Here is a 20,284-nt window from a genome sequence, read left to right as displayed (position 1 = left end):
TAAATTATAAATTTTTTAGGGCTAGTTTAATAATAGTTTCTACGTTAGCATCAGGCTCTGTCATAACAATTTTGTCCACAACTTTTTCGGCTTGCTTTTTAGCAAAACCAAGAACCTCTAAAGCAGATAACGCTTCATCTTTATTTGTATTGTTTTGGCTTACAGAAACTTCGTCTATATCATAGATTTTTAAGATTTTATCTTTTAAATCTATAATGACACGTTGGGCAGTTTTAAGTCCAATCCCTTTTATAGATTGAATTAAAGCAACATCCTCTATAGCTATACCTTCTCTAATTTGTTTTGGTGTTAAAGAAGACAACATGGTACGTGCAGTATTGGTTCCAATACCACTTACAGAAATTAATAGTCTAAACAATTCTCTTTCTGCAAGAGAAGCAAAACCATATAGCGTATGTGCATCTTCTCTAATATGAAGATGAGTATATAATTTTAAAGCTTCTTGTTCTGGAATTTGCGAATATGTATGTAACGAAATATTAATTTTATAACCAACACCATTACAGTCTATAACGACATCTGTAGGATTCTTCTCTACTAATTTTCCTTGTATGTGTGTAATCATGTAATTGTTGCTGTTAAACCTCCAAATGTAAGAAAATTATCTGTACTATAATTTAGTTCTTATTATTAAGGTTTTGTTCTTGTTTTTCCTTTTGTTGTGCATCAATAACAGCTATTGCTGTCATATTAACAATTTCGTCAACACTAGCATCTAATTGCAATATATGAACAGGTTTACGCATTCCCATCATTATTGGTCCAATTGACTCTGCTTTATTAAGCTCTTTTAATAATTTGTAAGTAATATTTGCGGATTCTAAATTTGGAAAAATAAGTGTGTTGACTTTTTTTCCAGACAATTTAGAAAACGGAAAAATATCTTGAAGCATTTTACTATTTAGAGCAAAATCTGTTTGTAACTCTCCATCTACTAATAAATCAGGATGTCTTCTGTGTAAATATGACACTGCTTCTCTAACTTTAGTTGCGGTTTGGTCTTTTGAAGACCCAAAATTAGAATATGATGTCATTGCCATAACAGGTTCCATTCCAAACATTTTAACCACTTTAGCTGTCATTTGAGCTATTTTGGTCAAGTCTTGCGCTGAAGGATTTATATTTATAGATGTATCGCTTAAAAACATTGGTTCACGTTCCGTCATCATAACATTTGTAGTTGCAATTCTTGTAGATCCAGGTGCTAAACCAATAAGTTCCAACATTGGTTTTACTACAGAAGGGTAGCTACGCGAAAAACCAGAGATTAAAGCATCTGCATCCCCTAAATTTACCATCATAGCAGCAAAATAGTTACGCTCTCTCATTAATTTTTCTGCAAGAATTAAAGTGACTCCTTTTCTTCTGGTTTGTTCCCAATATACTTTAGCGTATTCGTTTTTTTGCTGAAGTTGTTCGTCAGATTTTGGGTCTATAATTAAAACATCTGCATCAAATTCTAATTCTTCTTTCAAACGCTCAATTTCATCTTTTCTACCTAATAAAATTGGAATAGCAATACCTTCTTCAAAAACAATTTGAGCAGCTTTTAATACGTCAATAGAGTCTGCTTCTGTAAATACCACTCGTTTTGGGTTTAATCTAGCTCTGTTTAATAATAATCTTACAATCTTATTATCATTACCTAATCGACTCAATAATTCGTCTTCATATTTTTGCCAATCCTCAATAGGGTATTTTGCTACACCACTTTCCATTGCTGCTTTAGCTACAGCTGGAGGCACAGTTGCAATTAAACGAGGGTCAAATGGTTTAGGGATGATATACTCTTTACTAAACGTTAAGCGTGTTTCTCCATAAGCAATATTAACTTGTTCTGGTACTGGCTCTTTTGCTAATTCTGCTAAAGCTTTAACTGCAGCCATCTTCATTGCTTCATTAATAGCTGATGCTCTAACATCTAAAGCACCTCTAAAAATAAAAGGAAAACCAAGTACATTGTTTACTTGATTAGGATGATCGCTTCGTCCAGTTGCCATGATAATATCATCTCTAGTATCTACCGCTAATTGATATTTTATTTCAGGATCTGGGTTAGCCATTGCAAATACAATAGGATTTTTAGCCATCGCTAATAACATATTTGGACTAACAATATCTGAGGTTGATAAGCCAATAAATACATCTGCATCTACCATTGCTTCATCCAGTGTATCTATTTTTCTGTCTGTTGCAAACTCTGCCTTTTGGGAAGTTAAACTATCTCTATCTTTTCTAATAACACCTTTACTATCAAGCATCACTACGTTTTCACGTTTTGCTCCAAAAGCTAAGTACAATCTTGTACAAGAAATTGCTGCTGCTCCTGCACCACTAACGACAATTTTTACGTCTTCTATATTTTTTTCTGAAAGTTCTAATGCATTTAATAATGCAGCTGCAGAAATAATTGCTGTACCATGCTGGTCATCATGCATTACAGGAATATCTAATTCTGCTTTTAAACGTTTTTCAATCTCAAAAGCTTCAGGAGCTTTAATATCTTCTAAATTTATTCCACCAAAAGTTGGTGCAATCATTTTTACTGTTTGAATAAACTCTTCAACATTTTCTGTATCTACTTCAATATCAAAAACATCAATATCTGCAAATATTTTAAATAAAAGACCTTTACCTTCCATTACAGGTTTTGAGGCTTCTGGTCCAATATTACCTAAACCTAACACTGCTGTTCCGTTAGATATTACTGCAACTAAATTACCTTTAGCTGTATATTTATAAGCATTATTTTTGTCTTTTTCAATCTCTAAGCAAGGCTCTGCAACACCAGGAGAATATGCTAACGCTAAGTCACGTTGGGTCGCATATTTTTTAGTAGGAACTACTTTTATTTTTCCAGGAGTTGGTTTAGCATGATAGACTAAGGCCTCTCTTCTTTTGCTTTGTTTACTCATACTTTTTTTGATTACACTATGAAATACAAATGTAAGTTTTTATGAGAAAAGAGTATAGAAAAACAGTACAGAGTTTTTAGGGATTTTTGAAATATAAATTTAGTAGGTTAAAACTTTAGTTTCATTATTTTCTGTGCAAGTAATATTAAATGAAAATGTTTTAAGATTTGCTTTTAAGTGTACCGAACTGCCTTCATTTTTCCATAAAACATCTATAATGTTTTCAGAATTGTTATTAAATGAAACTTCTCCTTGAAAAGCTTTAGAGGTATTTCTTAATTTAATAATTTCTAATTGATTTAAAACGCTTTGCTTTTTTAGTCCTTTATTAATGTGGTTTAAACTTAACGTTGTCCTGTTTATTTCTTTATGCCCACCGCTTCCTGCATTATCTGCAGCTTCATAATTGTTTTTTCCTTCAAAAATATCCAGATACCATATTTGAGGAATTCCAGGCATAAATAATTGTATTGCTCTGGCTAATAACATTTTTTGTTCGTCTTCTCCTAATGCACTAAAAAAGGTTGCATTTACTTGATAGTAAGATATTTTTTTACCTGAGGGTCCATATAAATTTTTAACTCGTCCACCACGTTCTATAATGGTATTCATTATAGTTTCAATTTCTTCATCTTTCAGTAATCCTTTGTTATAAGAGCCATTTACTTCTTTTCCTTTTAAATCTAAAACAGGAATACCATCATGACAGCCTAACATATTAACGGTCTTGTATCCTTTAGTGATAATCTCATTAGCCCATTTTAAAATGGCTTTATTATTAGCTGTCTCAAGGGTATGGATAACTAATCCTGGTAGAAAAAAATCGTAAATAAAATAACCTTTGTTTGCAACTTCCTCGTGTAACCCTAAACCATATTCTGCGTGGATTTCTGGCAATAACATGAGGTTGTTTTTTTGTGCTATTTGTTTTATTCTTTCCAGATACTGCCAAGTACCTGGTTTATTAAAAAAGTTTGATTGACCAACTTGTTTATGCAAATAGGCGAATGCATCTAATCTTAATATTTGGCCTCCAAAACTTTTAACCTTAGATAAGGTGTCTTCATAAAAATCCCATACTAATGGTGATTTTGCGTTAACATCCATTTGTCCTAAATACGTTCGTTTTTTATTGACAACTTCAATAATTTCACTTTTAAGATGGTTTGCAGTGTCAAAATTTAAAGTTGAAATATCTTGACTGTCTTGAATTACTTGATTGACTCTATCGCAAATTAACTTTGTTTGATTTGAAGACAATTGTTTTACATTTTTTAAGTCTTCTATTGAAATTGGATGGTACTTTATTTCTTGATAAAAGGTATTCCAATAAGGTTGCTCGCTACCATCTGGAAATGGTACTTTTAATATTGGAAGTCCAGCTTTACGCATAAACAATTTGTCTAAATACTGATTTTTAGGAATAACTATTCCCTCTTCGTTTAAATCGCCATGATCTTGCCAAAAGGTATTCCAGTTAATAAAAAAATCTTTGAACTTTGATTGATCTCCATGTTTTAATAAATCTTTAAATTGAGGAGATGCTACAGACAAGTGATTTAAAACAATATCAAACTTAAGTTTGATATTAAGTTTATCTAAAGTTTTTAAATCTTCTTTAGACACCAATTCTTGGTTAATATTATAATCTACAATTGAGAATCCTCTATCTAAATCGCTATTAAAAAAGGTTGGCAACACATAAAACAGTGAAAAAACATCTTTAAATTCTGGTTTTTGAAGCATACTTATGGTATCGCTCCATTTTTCTCCTATACTATCTGGATAAGCGTTAAGCATCACACCATTTAAAATAGCGTTATTATTTGCTTCTTTTTGCATTTTGTTTTAATTATAAAAGTTTGGAAAGTATGTTTATATTGTCTGGCAACCTTCCTACGTTTTGCAATTTAAGAGCTGCTAATTTTAAAGCAACTTCTAAGCATTCTTTGATAGTTTTTTTCTTTATATAAGCAAACAAAAATCCTGACCAAAAGGCGTCACCTGCACCTGTTGCATCCATTACTTTTTCAATTTTTATTGCAGGCATTTCTATTATTTTTTTACCTTTTTGAGATAACTTTACCCCTTTATACCCCAAAGTTAAACAGACTAAATCAACACCTTCTTTGTGAAAAAATTCAAATATTTGGTCATGAGATAAAGTATCCTCAAAAAGTCTAAACATATCATCCTCACTTATCTTTACTAGAGGATTAAACTTGCAATACAACTTTAGTATACTAATAGCTTCTTCTTTATTACTCCATAATTTACTAGAATAATTTACATCTATGCTTAATTGACATCCTAGTTTAAAAGCTTCTTCAGCTTTTTTGATAATTGTTGTTTGTGCAGGGTTTTTACTTAGAGCAAAGCATGTTGTATGAAAAATATTAGTTTTCAATAATATTTCTTTAGTTATTTGTTGCTCTGTTATTAAAGCGTCAGCTTCTCTAAAAGGGATAAAGTCTGGAGTAGTTTCTGACCTTGACACAAAAATGACACTTGTAGGCTTGTCTTTTACTATTTTTACATTATCGGTATTCACATCAACTTCAGAAAATCTTTTAAAAATATAATCTCCAAAACCATCGTCTCCTACAGTCGCTACCATTGCTGATTGCAACCCTAATCTTGCTGAGTTCATCGCTACATTTGTTGGAGAACCTCCTAAGTATCTGTGATAGTCTCTGGTATCATCAATTAGAACTTCTGATTGATGACCAATAAAGTCAACAAGAACCTCTCCTACACATAGAATGTCTATGTTTTTCATATTTATTAATTTCATTTAAACTAATGTCCTGTTGGGACAAATTTAACGTCATTTGTTACTTTTTTACTTTTAATAAGTAGCGTTAAAAACGCACTTATGATTAAAAGAATTCCTGCAAATGTTATAGCATTTCTAGGATCGTTATTTAAGAAATGTTTTAGTATGTAACCAAATGATAGTGTTTGTAAAATCATAGGTATTACAATCATCATATTTATAATTCCCATATACACGCCATATCTTTCCTTTGGTATTTCTGAGACTACCATTAAATACGGTATACCCATCATACTTGCCCATCCAATACCAAATCCTGTGATTGCGAAAAATAATAAATTCTTATTTTCTATGTGAGGAAAAGCTAAAAAGCCAAATGCTGCAACAATCAAACAAAAAGCGTGTACTTTTTTGGGGCTATATTTTTTTGCAAACCCTACTAGTGCAAATGCAACTAAAAATGTTACTACGTTGTACCATCCATTAACTAAACCTGTCCAACTTACAGCCTCACTATACACTTCTTTATTATCTGGTGTAGTATTCCAGACTGAAAGCGCCACACTCTTTGATGAGTTTTGCCAATAACAAAACAAAGCATACCATTGAAACAAATAGACTAATGCTAGTTGCCACATCACTTTTGGCATATCTTTAATAGCTGCAAAAATTTCTAATAGAGGTCCCAAAACACTTCGTTTTTCACTTTTAAGTTTCTCTAGCTCTTCTTTTGTAGGTGGAATTTCTTTTGTTTTACTAATACTCCATAAAATAGAAGCTATAGAACAAAAAGCGCCTAAGAAAAAAGAGGCATACACCCAAGTAGGTAATGAACCTGTCATACCAATAAATATCAGAGGAAATATAAATAACGATAAATTAGCTAAAACCTGTCCTAAGCCTGTAAAAAAGCTTTGCATTTGAAATCCTAAGGGTTGCTGATCATCATCCAATTTATCAGCTATAAGAGCTCTATAAGGTTCCATTGCTGTATTGTTACCAGCATCTAAAACCCATAACAAACCTGCTGCCATCCATAAAGAACTACTAAACGGAAACGCTAACAACGTCAAACTACATAGTATTGCTCCAATTAAGAAAAAAGGCTTACGTCTTCCAAATTTTGGACTCCATGTTTTATCACTTAATGCTCCAATAATTGGCTGAACTAACAATCCTGTTACTGGACCAGCAAGGTGTAAAATAGGAATCTGATCTGGGCTTGCGCCTAAAAAATCGTAGATTGGTGTTACTGCACTTTGTTGTAAACCAAAACTGTATTGGATTCCAAAAAATCCAACATTCATATTCAGTATTTGCCAAAAGCTTAATTTTGGTTTTTTTAGTGTCATTAGTCTTTTAATTTTTTAAGAAAATCATCAAAATCTCCGTCATTCATAAATAATTCTCCGTTTTTGTCAATAACTGGAATTTTTAAGTCTGATACATCAATTTTTGCTTTAGTTAATTTATTGAGCATTTCTTTTAAAGCCTCATCATTTCTATCTATATCATAAAACTTAAAAGCTATTTTATTTTCTTCTAAGAATTTTTTTGTGTCAATACAATAATGACATGTATCACTTCCATATACTATTATTGTTTTGCTAGCTTGTTTAGGTTCTGTCTGATTTAAACTATTACTTTGAAAAGTATTACAGCTTAAAAAAAACAAGTAAAAAATAGTAACTATAGAAATTGACTTCATCATAAAATAAATTAAAATGGGTTGATACTAATTTACAAAACTACCAACCCAAATTAAACACTCAAAAAAAACTTAATTTAACTTCTTTATTTTCTACTAAAATTTATATTGTAATGATAAGGTAGAAGAACGACCTGTAATTGACCTAGCTCTTACATAACGATCTGTACCATTAATAGCTGGTCCATCTACACCTTCTACTTCTGTAATACCTACTGTATCAAAAAGGTTATTTATATTAAGCCCTAAAGATAGTCCTTTAGTAAGTCCTACTTTTGCTAATAAATTAACATATGCATATCCTGGTTGTATTAAATCATTTGCATCTGTAGCAAAAGATTTGCTTGTACCTAATATCGTTACACCAAGTAAATGTTGATTATCATTCCCAAAAACATAAGAAGGAGATAAATTATATAAAAAATCTGCTTGTCTTCTTGGTGTTTTACCATTATTTGCACCTGCACCACCTCTATCTTCTTTAATTTCAGCTTTTGTATATGTAGCAGATCCAGAAACTGTAAAATCACCTAAAACCCATGCAGATTCAACTTCTAAACCAGTCGCCTGGTATTTACTACCAACGGTATTTTGAAGTTCAAATCCAGCAGCTTCATCTGTAACACTTGAAAATGCGGTTACGTAAAGTGTTCCTTTTTCAAAACGTTTTTTTAGTCCTGCTTCAAATTGTGATACTTCATCATATTGTACGTCTGCAGTACCATCTGCTCCATAACTATTTCTATCTGCTGCTCTACCTGAAGCGCCTAAACTATATCTTGCAAATACAGCTGCATCATTATTAAATTTATAATTTAAACCTGCTGAATAGGATACAAAATCATATTCATCTCCAATAATTTGGTTTTGATTTAATTGTACAATTGGTACATTTTGCTCTATAGGTTCGATAATTGTATTTTGATTTACATCAAAAGCTCCAACTTGATTTCCTGTAGCAATTGTCCCATCTACTCTAACTTTATCAAATCTTATACTTCCGTCAAAATTCAATTTTTCAGTTAAATCCGCATCTACACCTAAATACGGAGCACTTACTGTATGTTGCGTATTGTATTTACGTTGACAACAATTTCCCCAAACTGGTGTTCCATACGCATACTGACCACCTCTTGACAAACCATCTATATTAACTAATCTTGCTTCTCCACCACCTTTTACTTCTTGCAAGAAAGCATTCCATTGCCAAGATATTTTTGTGTTTTGACTTGCAGTAAAGTAACCTAATGTTACACCAATATTATCGTTTATTTTTTTGCTAATTTTAATATCATTAACAATGTTATTTAAATTGTCTTGAGTTGTATCAAACATATGTATGTTTTGAATTAAACCATTTGATGGTGCATAAGCAGATCCATCATCAGCATAAGATAATGATACTGGTTGTGGTACAGGTAAGCCTGCTACAAAACTATTTGTTTCTCCAAATCCTGCTGAAAATGGAGCAATCCAACCCCCTTTGTTAAAGGCTATTCTTCCTTTTTCACTAATTTTCCAACCTTCTCCTAAATCAAAAGAAAATTCTAAACCAAATGCTTGAGAAATCGCATTGTTACCATCTCTTACATCTCTTACGCTTCTATTTCTATCACTACTTGTAGGGCCTGCGCTTTCTTGTAAATATTTAGTTTGTAAACCATCTGTTGTGATGTCAAAACCTGGAAGGTTTGAATAGGTTGGATTATCGTCCGTACCTTCTAACAACATTGGCATTGGCAGATACATTGGAGACCTATCATTTAAAAATTTAAAATAAGTACGAATGTATCCTGTCTTAAATTGCTTAGTGATATTTGCTTTCAGCTGACCACCTTTATTTGCATTAAAGCCAGTTTCTCTTGGTCCTTCTCCTGTTCTTAAAAAACCACCAATATGATATGTTATACCATTAGCTAATGGCGTACCATATTCAAAATCTAATCTATTTGAATTAAAATCTAAACCTGTACTGGTAGAAATTGATCCTCCTTCAGTATTACCAGTTTTACTAATTAGGTTAATTATTCCTGCTGGTTCATTTGATGTTTGCGTTGATGCAGAACCACCTCTAATCGCTTCTATTCTTCCTATATTAGCATCTGCTCTAATCCAATTGTCAGAATTACCAAATGAAGTATCACCAAATAACATTACAGGTAATCCATCTTCTTGTAATTGTAAATATCTTGACCCACCTGAAGATACAGGTACACCACGAACATTAAAGTTTGCATTACCTTCTCCACCAGAAGATTCTGCTCTTACACCAGGAATGTTTCTAAAAATCTCTCCCGTTGATCTTGGCGCAGCTTGCTCGATAAGTTTTGTACCAATAGAGGATACTGAGACACTAGATTCTAATCTAGATTTTGGGTTTACTACACCAGTAATAATAACTTCATCTAAAGACTCTAAGTCTTCTGATAATATAAAATTCGTAACTACAGATTGTCCATTTACAGTTACGCTTTTAGATGTAGAAGCAAATCCTATATAGGAAGCGTTTAATTGATATGTACCATCTTCAACATTTGTAATTGAATAGTTACCATCAAAATCTGTTTGAGAACCTTTGCTAGTATCTTCTAAAGTAACATTTACACCTACAAGAGGTTCTCCATTTCCATCCTTAACAGTTCCAGAAATAGTTGATTGTGCAACAATAAAAGACACTGATAATAGCATGATTGCTAAAAAAATCCATTTTGTTTTGGTTGAATTCATCTTATCTAAATTTAATTAATTAGTAATAAATTAGTTTAATATTTTATAAATTTATAATTAAGAAGCGTAAATTTTAAGTTTTTATCAACGAAAACGTTTTCGAAATTAACGAAAACGTTTTCGTTTTCTTTTTTTTATTTTAATTACATTTATAAAAAATATTAAAATTGAAACCTGTAACTTTAAAACAAATAGCAGAAACTTTGGGTATATCTATTACCACAGTTTCAAAAGCTTTAAAAGACTATCCAGATGTTAGTAAAAAAACTAAAGCTTTAGTTAAAGAATTAGCATTAACTTTAAATTATAAGCCTAATGCATTTGCTGTTAATTTAAGAACTAAAGAATCAAAAACTATAGGCTTAATAGTTCCAGAAATAGTACATCATTTTTTCTCTAGTGTGATAAAAGGAATAATATCACAAGCAGAAAAAAAAGGGTATTTAGTTATCACATTACAATCTAATGAATCTTATGATTTAGAAAAAAAACAAATTGAATTACTTTTAAGCAAAAGAGTGGATGGTATTTTAATTTCATTAGCAAATGAGACTGCTGATTATAATCATTTAAACTCCGTTATATCAAACGAAACACCTTTAGTGATGTTTGACAAAATAGCTAAAATTGTTAAATGCTCTAAAGTTATAATTGACGACAGGAAAGCTGCTTATGCAGCTACGCAACACTTGATTGATATTGGTTGTAAAAGAATTGCTCATTTTAGAGGACCGCTTTTACCACAAAACTCAATAGACAGGTTTCTTGGTTACAAGAAAGCCTTATTGGATAACAACTTGCCTTACGACCCTTCTTTAGTCTATATATGTGACTGTGGAGACACTAGTTTTGAAGATGGTAAAAATACCGCTAAACAATTATTAGAAGATCATGATGATGTTGATGGCATTTTTATTAATACTGATTTAGTAGCAATTGGTGCCATTTCGGAATTTAATAAATTAGGTGTTAAAATTCCAGAAGATATTTCTATTGTTGGCTTTAGTAATTGGTTTATGTCTTCTGTAATCTCTCCCACTTTAAGTACCATTGACCAACCAGGTTATTTAATGGGTAAAACAGCTTTTAAACAATTATATAAAGAAATTAAAAAAGTTAAAAAAGATGAGCCTATCATTCCAAAAATAATAGAACTTAATACAAAACTTATTAAACGAGAATCTACTAATTTGGTTTTAAAAAACTAATATTACGTTGTAATCCTGAAAATTTTGTGCGTTTTACTGCTGAGTTTTTAAACACTTTTTTAAATACATCATCTGTTATTTCTTCCCAATCTTTTTTAGTCATATCTAACAATTCTGGATGTGGATTAAATAATGGCTCATTATGTGGTTTTGAAAACTTATTCCAAGGACATACATCTTGACATACATCACAACCAAACATCCAATCATCAAATTGACCTTTCATACTATTTGGCAACTGATCTTTTAGCTCTATAGTAAAATAACTAATACATTTACTACCATCTACAACGTAAGGCTCTGTTATAGCTTGTGTTGGACATGCATCAATACAAGCTGTACATGTTCCGCAATGATCAGTTACAGGAGTATCATAGTCTAAATCTAAATCAATGATTAGTTCGGCAATAAAATAAAACGAACCCACTTGTTGAGTCAATAAATTACTATGCTTGCCAATCCATCCTAAACCAGATTTTGCAGCCCAAGCTTTATCTAAAACTGGTGCAGAATCTACAAATGCACGACCAGAAACTTCTCCAATTTGATCATGTATAAAATGGGTTAACTCTTTAAGTTTAGATTTTATTACATGATGATAATCTTGACCATAAGCGTATTTGGATAGCTTAAATGTATTTTGATTTTGAGTGTCTTTAGGGTAATAATTGAGTAGTAGTGATATTACTGACTTAGAATCTTCCACCAATTTTGTTGGATCTAATCGTTTATCAAAATGGTTTTCCATGTATTGCATCTGACCATGCATATTGTTGTTTAACCATTTTTCCAATCGAGGTGCTTCTACTTCTAAAAACTCTGCCTTACTAATTCCACAAGACAAAAAACCCAAGCGTTTAGCTTCGGTTTTAATCTGTTTTGTGTATTTAGCTTTGTTGTTAATCATTTAGATTGATCGCTTCGCTCTGAATGACATATTCATTAAATTTATCTTTTTTCAAATCTAATATAAGCGTTTTTGGGTTTTAATGTTATTAATGGTGTGATATCAATATCCTCAAATTCTGGATACATTTTATAATTTTTCACTAATTCTGTAACCGCAATAATCATTTCAAACATTGCAAAGTTATTACCTATACATTTTCTTGGACCAGCTCCAAAAGGAAAATATTGAGAAGAATATTGTCGTCCTCCTTCTGCAAATCGTTCAGGTAAAAAAACGTTAGCATTATCCCATAATTCTGGATGTCTATGTATTTCAAAAATTGAAAATAACAAGTTACTTCCAGCTTCAAACTCTAAATCATTAAAACTATCATTTTCAAGATTTACACGATCTATAAAATAAGCTGGTGGATACAAACGCATAGACTCCTCTATAACTTGTTGACATATTTTTGACGTCGCAATTCGTGTCATTAAATCTACATTGTCACCTTCTAAATTTTTCCATTCGTTAAAAATTTGGTCTTGCCATTCTGAATGTTTAGCTAACAACTGAAACGTAAATGTTAATGCATTGGATGTGGTCTCGTGTCCTGCTGCAAAAATAATTAGGATTTCGTCAATCAGTTGTTTTTCTGACATACCCTCTCCATCATCGTACTTTGTTTCTAACAACATATCCAATAGGTCATCATAACGCTTACCAGACGTTTTTCTATCCTCTACAATTTGTTTTAAAATTGTTCTAGCCTCTTCAGATAATTGTAATTGTTTATTTAATTCGCCTCCAAGTTTAAACCACCAACCTAAATATGGTTGACGCAATTCTTTTACTAACATGCGTTGATTGGCTTCTGTTATAAACTGAAGTCTTTCCATGTCTTTTTCTTTAGCTGCTTTTGTAAATAAAGATTTTACAACGGTTTGGAAAGCTAAATCATTTAAAATTGGAAAAAGGTCTATGGTTTTATTAGTTTTAATTTTTTTAAATTCTGAGATTATGGTGTCTTGCATTCCGCTTATTAAATTCTGCAATTGCTTTTTATGAAAAGCAGGTTGCATCATCTTACGTTGTTTTTTCCATTTTTCTCCTTCAGAAGTTAATAAACCTTCTCCTACATATTTCACTAAATCTACTGTTTGAATTTTAGATTTAACATAATTTCTTTGATTTTTTTGAAGTACGTATTGTGCTAAAGCTGCATCACGACAAAAATAAATTTTGGAATTAAACCCAACATTTAACTTGAATACATCTCCTTTTTCGGTAAAATTTTTATTGTGAAATGGTAATGGATTTTTAAGAATCTCTAAAGAATGCTTAATAAATTTTGAAAGTGAAACTTCTGGTATTTTCTTTTTCATTTATATCTTTTATATAGAGATGCTTTGCGATTCTCAGAAATACAAATTAAAACAAACCACCTTGTGTTGGTCCTTTAATTTTACCTAAATGTTTATAGGCTAATTCTGTTACCTCTCGTCCTCTTGGTGTACGCATAATAAAGCCTTGTTGGATTAAAAAAGGTTCATACACTTCCTCAATGGTTTCTGTACTTTCGCTAACTGCTGTTGCAATTGTACTAATACCAACTGGACCTCCTTTAAATTTATCGATGATAGTGGATAATATTTTATTATCCATTTCATCTAAACCATAAGCGTCAACATTTAAAGCTTCCAGACTATATCTGGCAATTTTAATATCGATACTTCCATTACCTTTTATTTGTGCAAAATCACGCACACGACGTAATAAAGCATTTGCAATTCTAGGTGTACCACGACTACGACCAGCAATTTCTATTGCTGCTTCCATAGAAATTGGTACATTTAATATATCTGCACTTCGTTGAATGATAGTGGTTAATAAATCTGTTTTATAATATTGTAGTCTACTTTGAATACCAAAACGTGCACGCATTGGAGCTGTAAGTAATCCAGAACGTGTTGTTGCACCAACTAAAGTAAATGGATTAAGATTGATTTGAACGGTTCTAGCATTTGGACCAGACTCTATCATAATATCAATCTTATAATCTTCCATTGCAGAATATAAATACTCTTCTACAATTGGGCTTAAACGATGGATTTCGTCTATAAATAAGACATCTCTATCGTCTAGATTAGTCAATAATCCTGCTAAATCTCCTGGTTTATCCAACACTGGACCTGATGTTACTTTAATACCTACACCTAACTCATTAGCCAATATATTTGCTAATGTTGTTTTACCCAAACCTGGTGAACCATGAAATAGAGTATGATCTAAAGCTTCATCACGACCTACTGCTGCTTGTACAAATATTTGAAGGTTTTCTAAAACTTGGTCTTGACCTGTAAAATCATTAAATGATAAGGGTCTTAATTGTTTTTCGACATCAAGTTCTTCTGAAGAAAAATTTTCGTTTGTTGGATCAAGGTTTTCGTTCATGCTCACTTTCCGCGAAAGCGGTAATCATATTAATAAATTTAAGTAAATATAATGAAAAAGCCTTTCTGTTTTATAGAAAGGCTTTTCAATATTATATAAACTCTTTTTAAGAGATTCCTTTTTTTAAGGAATTTTTTAGTGTTGTAATTCTTCTTCACCTTCTTTTAAAGGTGTAATTTGAGAAACCCAATCTTCATCATGACCTGGTTTACTATAATCATAAGCCCATCTGTGTACATGAGGAATTTCTCCTGGCCAGTTTCCATGAATATGTTCTACTGGTGTTGTCCATTCTAATGTATTAGATTTCCATGGGTTTTGTTCTGCTTTCTTTCCGTAGAAAATACTAGAAAAGAAATTATAAATAAATACTATTTGGAATACACTACCTACAATAGCAAATATTGTTATAACTACATTTACACTTGCTAAATCATCAAACAATGGAAAATTTGTGTTTGTATAATAACGTCTTGGTAAACCTGCCATACCTATAAAGTGCATTGGGAAAAATACTCCGTAAGCACATACTGCTGTTACCCAAAAGTGTACATATCCTAAGTTTTTGTTTAGCATACGACCAAACATTTTAGGGAACCAATGATATACTCCTGCAAAGAAACCATATAATGCAGATATACCCATTACTAAGTGAAAGTGAGCAATAACAAAATAAGTATCGTGTACGTTAATATCTAATGCACTATCTCCTAAAATAATACCTGTTAATCCACCTGTAATAAATGTTGATACTAATCCAATTGAGAATAGCATGGCGGGATTTAACTGGAGATTACCTTTCCAGAGTGTGGTTATATAATTAAATGCTTTTACTGCTGAAGGAATTGCAATTAATAATGTTGTAAATGTAAATACTGATCCTAAGAATGGATTCATTCCTAAGATAAACATATGGTGACCCCAAACAATTGTAGATAAAAATGCAATTGCTAAAATAGATGCAACCATTGCACGATAACCAAAAATTGGTTTACGTGAGTTTGTTGCAATAATTTCTGAAGTAATACCTAATGCTGGTAATAATACAATATATACTTCTGGGTGACCTAAGAACCAAAATAGGTGCTCAAATAATACTGGAGAACCTCCTTGATAATGTAATACTTCTCCTTGAATGAATATATCTGATAAGAAGAACGATGTACCGAAACTTCTATCCATTATTAATAATAATGCTGCAGATAATAAAACAGGGAATGATACTATACCTATAATTGCTGTTACAAAAAATGCCCAAATTGTTAAAGGTAGTCTTGTCATAGACATTCCTTTTGTACGTAAATTAATTACTGTAACCACATAATTTAAAGATCCTAATAATGACGATGCAATAAATATAGCCATAGATACTAACCATAAGGTCATACCTAAACCAGAACCTCCTTGAGCCATAGGCAAAGCACTTAATGGTGGATATATTGTCCAACCTGCTGCTGCTGGTCCGTGCTTCTACAAAGAAAGAACAAACCATTATAACACTAGACAAGAAAAACAACCAATATGATATCATGTTTAAGAAACCTGATGCCATGTCACGTGCTCCAATTTGTAATGGGATTAATAAGTTACTAAACGTACCACTTAAACCTGCTGTTAATACAAAAAAGACCATAATAGTACCATGAATAGTAACTAAAGCAAGATAAATATCTGCACTCATTACACCATCTGGAGCCCATTTACCTAATAAAGCTTCAAACATTGGGTTTGCTTCTTCTGGCCAAGCGATTTGAATACGCATCATGATTGACATCACCACACCAATAATACCCATGATTAAACCAGTAATTAAATACTGCTTTGCAATCATTTTATGATCCTGACTAAATATGTATTTAGTTATGAATGTTTCTTTATGATGATGACCATGATCGTCATGTCCATGTTCTTCTACGTGTGCTGACATAATCTAAAATCTATTTTTAAAATTTCTTTATTATTTAATTTTTAACTAATGAATTAGCAAATAGTTTTTGCTCTTTCATCCATGCATCATACTCTTCTTGAGTTTCTACAATAATCTTCATTTGCATATTGTAGTGAGATGTACCACAAATTTTGTTACAAATTAATAAGTAATCAAACTCATAAGGCTCTAAAGTTTCTTTTCCTTCTGCCATTAAAGCTTTACTGTTCTTTTGTCTAATCTTATTTATGTTTGCAACTTTCTCTTTCATCTCTTCTGTTTCACGCATTTGTGCTGTAGTTACAGTAGGTGTAAATCCAAATTGAGTTATCATACCTGGAACACAGTTCATTTGTGCTCTAAAGTGTGGCATATAAGCAGAATGTAATACATCTTGAGAACGCATTTTAAATATAACTGGTTTACCTATTGGTAAATGAAGTTCTTTAACGATTACATCATCTTGAGCATTAGGATCTGACACATCAACACCTAGTTCGTTTGCACTATTGATATCAATTAATCTAACATTTGCTTTACCTAAAGTATTATCTGCTCCAGCATATCTTGCTTTCCAGTTAAATTGCTGTGCATACAACTCTACAACTAAAGTGTCTTCTGTTTCTTCAATGTTCATTATACTAGTCCAAGTAAATAATCCTTGTATAATTAAACCTGCTAATACAATTACTGGTATAATTGTCCAGATAGCTTCTAATTTATTATTATCTGCAAAAAACAAGGCTTTTTTTCCTTTTTCTCCTCTGTATTTAAAAGCAAAATAGTGTAATAAAAACTGTGTTACCGTTTGCACAAAGAAGATAACTATCATAGAAATTACCATAAGACTATCTACTCCTGGTCCATGTTCTGAAGCAGAATTTGACATTAATGGTAAATCTCCCCATTTTACAAAACAAACGATTGTAATTACATAAATGAAGATTAAGAAAGCTATCATTAAATAACCATTAATCTTATTGTCGTTATCGTTTGCAACTTGATTATTATTAGTTGTCTGTCCTGCTTGAGTTAAATCAAAAATTTTAACCATTTGCCAGATAGCAACGAAAATAAATACTAAAACTAAAATTGATAATAAAGCCGTCATTGTTGTCTTTCTTCTTTATTTATTTTTATTAATAATGGAAATGTTCACTTTCTTTTACAAAAGGGTTTCCTTTTGCTGTCAACGATTCTTTAGATAGAGCATAGAATACTATAAGCATAAATAATCCTGCGAATAATAGTATAGCTCCTATTTCTGGCATACCAATATACCATCTATCACCTACTGTTGCAGGCATAATCATATTAAATATATCTAAATAGTGTCCTGCTAAAATAACTACTCCTGCCATAACTACAAACCATGGAATACGCTTATAATCGCTATTCATTAATAGTAATAATGGGAAAATAAAATTCATTGCTACCATACCAAAGAATGGTAATTTATAATCTTCAATTCTTGTTACAAAGTAAGTTACTTCTTCTGGAATGTTTGAGTACCAGATTAGCATAAATTGAGAGAACCATAAGTATGTCCAGAAAATACTAATACCAAACATGAATTTTGCTAAATCATGAATATGACTATCATTTACTTGTGGCAATAATCCTTTTGCTTTTAAATAAATAGTAATTAATGCAATTACTGTAATACCACTTACAAACATACTTGCAAAAACATACCAACCAAATAATGTAGAGAACCAGTGAGGGTCTACACTCATTATCCAATCCCAAGACATCATTGATTCTGTATAAATATAAAATACTAAGAAAGCAGCAGCAATACGGAATGACTTTTTAAAGTTTCTATTATCACCAACTTCTGCTTTGTCTTGTGCTAAAGAGAATTTACGTGCAAAGAAACGGTACGTTGACCAACCTGCTATAAATATTAATCCTCTAATTGCAAATCCAAATTTATTTAACCATCCTGCTTTTCCGGCAACTAGTTTATCATAATTTTCATGACCTTCAACTGTCATTCCTTCACGCATCCATATAAAAATATGATCTCCTCCAATTAATGCAATAGCTAATACTATTAACGCTCCAGGCAATAAGTAATAAGTAATAGCTTCCATTACTCTAAATAATAATGGTGACCATCCTGCTTGTGCAGCAAATTGTATTGCATAAAATGCTAATACACCTAATGATATCATCATAAAGAAAAAGGCTGCAACATATAATGCTGACCAAGGTCTGTTATGTATTTGATGCATTACATGCTCTGCATGTTTGTCTCCATGATCTTCTGAAGCATGAGAAGTATCTGCATGCTCTGCTCCATGATGTGCATCTTCTGCTGCATGATCATCATGATTATCTGTTGCATGATCTGCTACAGCTCCATGACCATCACCATGTCCACCATGACTTGCTTCTTCAGCCAACATAGTTTTTACATCTTCTGTTGTAACATGATGTGATGAGAAATAACTTGTTCCCCATAATACTGCTCCTAATACTATTAGGATTAGAGAAACTATTTTTAGTCTATTTGAAAATGTGTACATATCTATATATAAACTTTATCTAAATCTTATTTTTCTAGGTCTGCTTTTAACTGCATTACGTAAGCTGCTACTTGCCAACGCTCTTCTTCGTTAAGCTGATTAGCATAACTTCCCATTGAGTTTTTACCATAATAAATTACATGATAAATACTTCCTAAATTAATGGCTCTTCCTGCATCATCGTAAGTTGGTACTCCAAGAATTTTTTCTCTCTTTACTAATTTACCTTGACCTTTACCATTATTACCATGACATATACCACAGTAAATTGTGTATAATTCTTTTCCTCTTACTGGATCTATTTGAGTAGAATCTAATGGCGATTTTAATTCAGCTTTAGCTAAATTGTATCCATCAGTATCACCTTTGTAATCAAAAGGCTTATAACCTCTTGCTATAGTTCCTTCTACAGGCAATTGTGCTTCTTGACCATTTGCAAAAGCGTTAGATTCTTGGTAAGCTTCATAACCAACAGATTCATACATGTTTGGCATGTATTGGTAATTAGGTCTTGACTTCTTATTACAAGAAGAGAATGACACTGTGATTAATGCTAATATTGTTATTTTAATTAAATGTTTCATTGTATCTAATTAATGTGCTTTATCTACTACGTTAATTTCTACTGCACCAGTGTCTGCTAACAAGTTATGTAATTCTTGTTCATTTCCACTAACAGGTATTTCCATTAAAAAGTGGTCATCAGTTGTTCTTGGATCTGGATTTTCTGCTTCTTTAAATGGCCACATTCTACTTCTTAAATAAAAAGTTATTACCATTAAGTGAGCTGCAAAAAATACAGTTAACTCAAACATAATTGGTACAAATGCTGGTAAATTTTCTAAATAACTAAAGCTTGGTTTACCACCAATGTCTTGTGGCCAATCTTCGATCATTATAAAATTCATCATTAATGTTGCTACAGTTAAACCAATACATCCATAAATAAATGCACAGATGGCTAAACGTGTTGGTGCTAATCCCATTGCCTTATCTAGTCCATGGACTGGAAAAGGTGTGTATACTTCTTCAATGTGAAGTTTTGCAGCTTTAACTTTCTTTACTGCATTCATTAACACATCGTCGTCGGTGTAAATAGCGTGAATTACTTTTGAAGCTTCCATATGC

General features: G+C 31.7%; 15 protein-coding genes and 1 pseudogene. 1 reads left to right on the top strand and 15 read right to left on the bottom strand.

Features of this window, described 5'->3' with window-relative positions:
* Positions 1-4 precede the first annotated feature (4 nt).
* From ruvA to SJY17_RS06715, 7 genes are all read right to left on the bottom strand, one after another.
* A complete protein-coding gene (ruvA, locus tag SJY17_RS06745; protein WP_397364736.1) occupies positions 5-586 on the bottom strand; it encodes a Holliday junction branch migration protein RuvA in 582 nt (193 codons plus the stop codon).
* A 52-nt stretch (positions 587-638) separates the two neighbouring features.
* On the bottom strand, positions 639-2,936 hold the full coding sequence (locus SJY17_RS06740) for an NADP-dependent malic enzyme (RefSeq protein ID WP_397364735.1): 2,298 nt from the start codon (positions 2,934-2,936) through the stop codon (positions 639-641).
* Between the two features lie 99 nt (positions 2,937-3,035).
* A complete protein-coding gene (locus tag SJY17_RS06735) occupies positions 3,036-4,778 on the bottom strand; it encodes an alpha-amylase family glycosyl hydrolase (RefSeq protein WP_397364734.1) in 1,743 nt (580 codons plus the stop codon).
* Between the two features lie 10 nt (positions 4,779-4,788).
* Positions 4,789-5,715 (bottom strand): carbohydrate kinase family protein, encoded by a 927-nt coding sequence (locus SJY17_RS06730; protein ID WP_397364733.1) that lies wholly within the window; start codon positions 5,713-5,715, stop codon positions 4,789-4,791.
* A 20-nt stretch (positions 5,716-5,735) separates the two neighbouring features.
* The gene (locus SJY17_RS06725) at positions 5,736-7,064 is read right to left on the bottom strand and encodes an MFS transporter (protein ID WP_397364732.1); all 1,329 of its coding nucleotides are present in this window, start codon (positions 7,062-7,064) and stop codon (positions 5,736-5,738) included.
* Positions 7,064-7,420, bottom strand: coding sequence for a glutaredoxin family protein (locus tag SJY17_RS06720; protein ID WP_397364731.1), 357 nt, complete (start codon positions 7,418-7,420; stop codon positions 7,064-7,066). Before SJY17_RS06720 ends, SJY17_RS06725 begins: the two co-directional genes overlap by 1 nt.
* A gap of 96 nt (positions 7,421-7,516) precedes the next feature.
* Positions 7,517-10,147, bottom strand: coding sequence for a TonB-dependent receptor (locus SJY17_RS06715; protein WP_397364729.1), 2,631 nt, complete (start codon positions 10,145-10,147; stop codon positions 7,517-7,519).
* A gap of 167 nt (positions 10,148-10,314) precedes the next feature.
* Between SJY17_RS06715 and SJY17_RS06710 the strand changes: the two genes are divergently transcribed.
* Positions 10,315-11,355 (top strand): LacI family DNA-binding transcriptional regulator, encoded by a 1,041-nt coding sequence (locus SJY17_RS06710; protein ID WP_397364728.1) that lies wholly within the window; start codon positions 10,315-10,317, stop codon positions 11,353-11,355.
* Here SJY17_RS06710 and queG read toward each other — a convergent pair.
* The 8 genes and pseudogenes from queG to SJY17_RS06670 form a co-directional block, all read right to left on the bottom strand.
* Positions 11,333-12,262 (bottom strand): tRNA epoxyqueuosine(34) reductase QueG, encoded by a 930-nt coding sequence (queG, locus tag SJY17_RS06705; protein WP_397364727.1) that lies wholly within the window; start codon positions 12,260-12,262, stop codon positions 11,333-11,335. The two genes, SJY17_RS06710 and queG, sit on opposite strands and share 23 nt — an antisense overlap.
* Before the next feature lie 41 nt (positions 12,263-12,303).
* Positions 12,304-13,629 carry a cytochrome P450 gene (locus SJY17_RS06700; RefSeq protein WP_397364726.1) on the bottom strand — a complete coding sequence of 442 codons (1,326 nt, stop codon included), beginning with the start codon at positions 13,627-13,629 and terminating at the stop codon, positions 12,304-12,306.
* Between the two features lie 46 nt (positions 13,630-13,675).
* Entirely contained in the window at positions 13,676-14,698 is a 1,023-nt protein-coding gene (gene ruvB, locus SJY17_RS06695) for a Holliday junction branch migration DNA helicase RuvB (RefSeq protein ID WP_397364725.1), read from the bottom strand.
* Between the two features lie 135 nt (positions 14,699-14,833).
* Positions 14,834-16,625, bottom strand: a pseudogene (locus SJY17_RS06690) (cbb3-type cytochrome c oxidase subunit I).
* A gap of 34 nt (positions 16,626-16,659) precedes the next feature.
* Positions 16,660-17,736: a cytochrome c oxidase subunit II gene (locus tag SJY17_RS06685; RefSeq protein WP_397364724.1), complete on the bottom strand. Its 1,077-nt coding sequence runs from the start codon at positions 17,734-17,736 to the stop codon at positions 16,660-16,662.
* Positions 17,737-17,764: 28 nt separating this feature from the next.
* Entirely contained in the window at positions 17,765-19,156 is a 1,392-nt protein-coding gene (locus tag SJY17_RS06680) for a quinol:cytochrome C oxidoreductase (protein WP_397364723.1), read from the bottom strand.
* A gap of 26 nt (positions 19,157-19,182) precedes the next feature.
* Positions 19,183-19,740, bottom strand: coding sequence for a c-type cytochrome (locus SJY17_RS06675; RefSeq protein WP_397364722.1), 558 nt, complete (start codon positions 19,738-19,740; stop codon positions 19,183-19,185).
* Positions 19,741-19,749: 9 nt separating this feature from the next.
* Positions 19,750-20,280 (bottom strand): DUF3341 domain-containing protein, encoded by a 531-nt coding sequence (locus tag SJY17_RS06670; RefSeq protein WP_397364721.1) that lies wholly within the window; start codon positions 20,278-20,280, stop codon positions 19,750-19,752.
* Positions 20,281-20,284: the final 4 nt, after the last annotated feature.

This window comes from Olleya sp. R77988, assembly GCF_044594215.1.
GTDB lineage: Bacteria > Bacteroidota > Bacteroidia > Flavobacteriales > Flavobacteriaceae > Olleya.
The sequence above is the reverse complement of the archived record's forward strand: the minus strand, read 5'-3'. Positions and strand labels throughout refer to the sequence as shown.

What these genes read in the sequence shown, in the direction of transcription:
- SJY17_RS06700 (WP_397364726.1), bottom strand. Translation starts at nt 13,629, where the DNA reads ATGAAAAAGAAAATACCAGAAGTTTCACTTTCAAAATTTATTAAGCAT.
- ruvA (WP_397364736.1), bottom strand. Translation starts at nt 586, where the DNA reads ATGATTACACACATACAAGGAAAATTAGTAGAGAAGAATCCTACAGAT.
- ruvB (WP_397364725.1), bottom strand. Translation starts at nt 14,698, where the DNA reads ATGAACGAAAACCTTGATCCAACAAACGAAAATTTTTCTTCAGAAGAA.
- SJY17_RS06740 (WP_397364735.1), bottom strand. Translation starts at nt 2,936, where the DNA reads ATGAGTAAACAAAGCAAAAGAAGAGAGGCCTTAGTCTATCATGCTAAA.
- SJY17_RS06725 (WP_397364732.1), bottom strand. Translation starts at nt 7,064, where the DNA reads ATGACACTAAAAAAACCAAAATTAAGCTTTTGGCAAATACTGAATATG.
- SJY17_RS06720 (WP_397364731.1), bottom strand. Translation starts at nt 7,420, where the DNA reads ATGAAGTCAATTTCTATAGTTACTATTTTTTACTTGTTTTTTTTAAGC.
- SJY17_RS06675 (WP_397364722.1), bottom strand. Translation starts at nt 19,740, where the DNA reads ATGAAACATTTAATTAAAATAACAATATTAGCATTAATCACAGTGTCA.
- SJY17_RS06680 (WP_397364723.1), bottom strand. Translation starts at nt 19,156, where the DNA reads ATGTACACATTTTCAAATAGACTAAAAATAGTTTCTCTAATCCTAATA.
- queG (WP_397364727.1), bottom strand. Translation starts at nt 12,262, where the DNA reads ATGATTAACAACAAAGCTAAATACACAAAACAGATTAAAACCGAAGCT.
- SJY17_RS06670 (WP_397364721.1), bottom strand. Translation starts at nt 20,280, where the DNA reads ATGGAAGCTTCAAAAGTAATTCACGCTATTTACACCGACGACGATGTG.
- SJY17_RS06715 (WP_397364729.1), bottom strand. Translation starts at nt 10,147, where the DNA reads ATGAATTCAACCAAAACAAAATGGATTTTTTTAGCAATCATGCTATTA.
- SJY17_RS06735 (WP_397364734.1), bottom strand. Translation starts at nt 4,778, where the DNA reads ATGCAAAAAGAAGCAAATAATAACGCTATTTTAAATGGTGTGATGCTT.
- SJY17_RS06730 (WP_397364733.1), bottom strand. Translation starts at nt 5,715, where the DNA reads ATGAAAAACATAGACATTCTATGTGTAGGAGAGGTTCTTGTTGACTTT.
- SJY17_RS06685 (WP_397364724.1), bottom strand. Translation starts at nt 17,736, where the DNA reads ATGACGGCTTTATTATCAATTTTAGTTTTAGTATTTATTTTCGTTGCT.